Source organism: Ochrobactrum sp. S1502_03 (assembly GCF_044435015.1).
Lineage (GTDB): Bacteria > Pseudomonadota > Alphaproteobacteria > Rhizobiales > Rhizobiaceae > Brucella > Brucella chromiisoli.
Genome location: NZ_JAYEXN010000073.1, coordinates 1 through 3,002 on the forward strand (window position 1 = coordinate 1; position 3,002 = coordinate 3,002).

The window sequence follows — 3,002 nt, forward strand, 5'->3', positions numbered from 1 at the left end:
GCGTTGCGACGCGCTATGACAAGACCAAGGAATCCTACCTCGGTTTCGTCGCAATCGCTGCAGTCAAACTATGGATACCCTTTGTCCACGAGCGCTAGCCACCTCAATCATATATCCATATTGACCAAATATATAACACATGAAAAAATATTTTTTATACTTTTGGCTATTTCAATAATTTTATTTTATAAATTTAATTTTTCAAAAATAAGAAAAAGAATAAAAAACTATATTTTCCTTGTTGCCACACTCTTCTTGTTCACCTTAAATTTTCATCAGATAGTGCAATCCGTCGCCCGCTCAGCCGAGGATCAGGGCCTTGTTTATTACAATTGGGACTTCCCCCAGAATCAAAAGATTAATGGATTGGCAGTTCATCTCATTCAAACAGGTAAACGCCCCGCTCCGGTGGCGATAACATCAAATCAAAGAGCCGATTTTCAGAAGCTGATAGACAACGCAACTCCTCTGGAAACCTCACCTACGACATTTATAATGATACTATGCGAGTCTTGCTGGCACGACGAAAATACATTCAAAGAAGCTTTCACCCCCCTATCCAATAAGGCCGATGCAGTACTTAGGGGTGTCTCGCCTGTGTATGGTGGAGGCACACCGAATGCAACCTTCGAATTTTTAACTGCATTACCAACACATCACCCGTCTCTCTCTGGTATAATCTATCAGGAATATCGTGACTATTTTGCAACTAAAACGTCTACTCTACCAGCTCACTTGCAGTCTAACGGCTTCCGAACTGAATCCATTCATAACTATCTCGGAGGTTTTTGGTTTAGATCGACCGTGGAACCGAAACTCGGGTTTGATCGCTTTATTGGCATCGAAGACATTGATTACACTGCGGTTGACGATGACTACCCGTCAGATACAGTTTTGTTCGGTAAGGCCCTCTCAGTAATAAAGGAAAATCAAGGAAAAAGTAAACTCTTTATGCATCTAGCAACCATGTATACACACGGACCATATCGCGTCAGGAATGGCGATGGTGGCGTTGAGTATTATCGAGAAAAGCTTTCCAAAAGTGTCCTTGATATTAGTAAATTCATCGATGATGTTAGGCTTATAGACAAAAATTCAGTTATTCTGATCTACGGAGACCACAAACCTGGATTGCCCATCATGGTCCATTTTCTAAATGAAGGCAAGCATCTGCTCGGAGATGTTCCCGTCTTACTATTCGACTCAAACAGAGACCGTGCGACATCGGCAAAATCGGAACTTAATGGAAAACCATTTTACTGCATGTCATCATCGCTGAGCCGAATTTATTATGGAATAGAACTCCCCGCCGGTCGATATACGGAAGCTTCATGCAGAGCATATAATGGAGATAGCTATGAAGCTGTCAGCAGATCAGTACCGGATTGGGTGTATTCAGCGGCTCTATTTGACAATCGTCTGTAGAATTAAACCTCCGCAATTATGCACCACTTGACGTGATAATCCCGCCCGTTTTTAAACGGGGTTTACCGGAAGGATAAGCGAGGCGGAAATCCATTTAGCAATACACTCAAAACTGTTCAGACAAACCAAACCATTTCTGGCTCCCGCACCGCTTTACGGCTTGCTTTTACGGTCGGGCCACCGCCAAAAAGGATGGGCTCGCCGTGAACGAAAGAATAAACGTTAGGATCATTGGCTGTTAAAGTTAAAAAATTTGGTTTATGCTGATGGCTAAAAGAGTTATCTTGGATTAGTAATGAAGATACTTGTGTTAACCAATCACCTTGCCATCTTTGGTGGGTCCGAAGTCGTAAGCTTGGAAGTGGCCGAAGTTTTCTCCAGTATTGGCTGTGATGTAAGCATATTTACGGCGTATATTGACGACCCAGTACGCAGCTATATGGAGGAACTGGGGATCCACTATGGCTCACTTGAAAATTGCCCAAGTCCGGAAAATTTTGACATTATATGGTCTCAGCACCACCTGCTACCATACCTCCTTGCAAAACATGGCATTAGCAGCATTGAAAGCGTGTTCGTCGTGAATGCGAGCTTGTCGCCATACGAACCCTTGGAGATCCCCGGAGCCGTCGCTGATGTCGCGGATATGGTTGTTGCTAATAGCCAGGAAACCGCCGACCGATTAGTCGAACTGGGCGTGCCCGCTGAAAAGGTTTCGGTGTTTTACAACGCGGCCCCCGATAACTTTAATTTAGTTCGAGAAGCCAGGCCCGTCTTGAAACGCACTCTGATTGTTTCCAATCATATGCCAGAAGAAGTCGCCTGCGCGGCAGACGTTTTAAGAAGTCGAGAAATCGCCGTCGATCACATCGGCCTTCCATCAAATCAAAGGAAGATCACGCCTGAGATAATATCTTCTTACGATGCAGTTATATCAATTGGTAAGACGGTCCAGTATTCTTTGCTTTGTGAAACCCCCATTTATGTCTATGATCGTTTTGGCGGACCCGGGTGGTTAACCGAGTCCAATGTTGTAGAGGCCGAGAAATTCAACTTTTCAGGCCGGTGCTGTCATCGCAAACTGTCACCGGATGCGATAGCGAGCGAACTAGTTGACGGTTACCCATCAGCGACTTCAGCTATTCGTGCTCTGAAACAGATATATTCCCAGCGATATCTGCTCCGTAATTATCTCACTCAGATCATCGAGCGAACATCTCGCCGATTAGCTGAAGGAAATAAACGCCAAATCGGGCTAGGCACTTCTAATCTTATACATAGAGAGGGTTTGCTAAGCGGTCAGTTGATAACCCTTTTTCAAGTAGCAAAGCATCAGGCATCTGAAATCACACAGCTGATTTCAGATGCGGAAGCAGAACGCCGAGACCTTATCCATTCTCACGAGGAGGTTTATTCCTCTCAAAGACAGAAAATTGATGAGAAAGATCAGATCATAAACCAGTTAGAGAAAAAATTATCTGAGAGCCGAACCGAAAATTAAGTTGAGCGATTTCAGGAGTTTATGATTCTCTGTGGTTTACCAAGACTACGGAGGATCACATGGCCTGGACTGAAAC

The 3,002-nt window shown here is 44.2% G+C and carries 2 protein-coding genes; both read left to right on the forward strand.

The features are described 5' to 3' along the window. Positions 1–81 precede the first annotated feature (81 nt). Complete coding sequence (locus VBH83_RS19185; RefSeq protein ID WP_396999074.1) at positions 82–1,425, forward strand: sulfatase-like hydrolase/transferase; 1,344 nt, start codon at positions 82–84, stop codon at positions 1,423–1,425. Between the two features lie 295 nt (positions 1,426–1,720). Beyond that, a complete protein-coding gene (locus VBH83_RS19190; RefSeq protein ID WP_396999075.1) occupies positions 1,721–2,926 on the forward strand; it encodes a glycosyltransferase family 4 protein in 1,206 nt (401 codons plus the stop codon). The last annotated feature ends 76 nt before the right edge of the window (positions 2,927–3,002 follow it).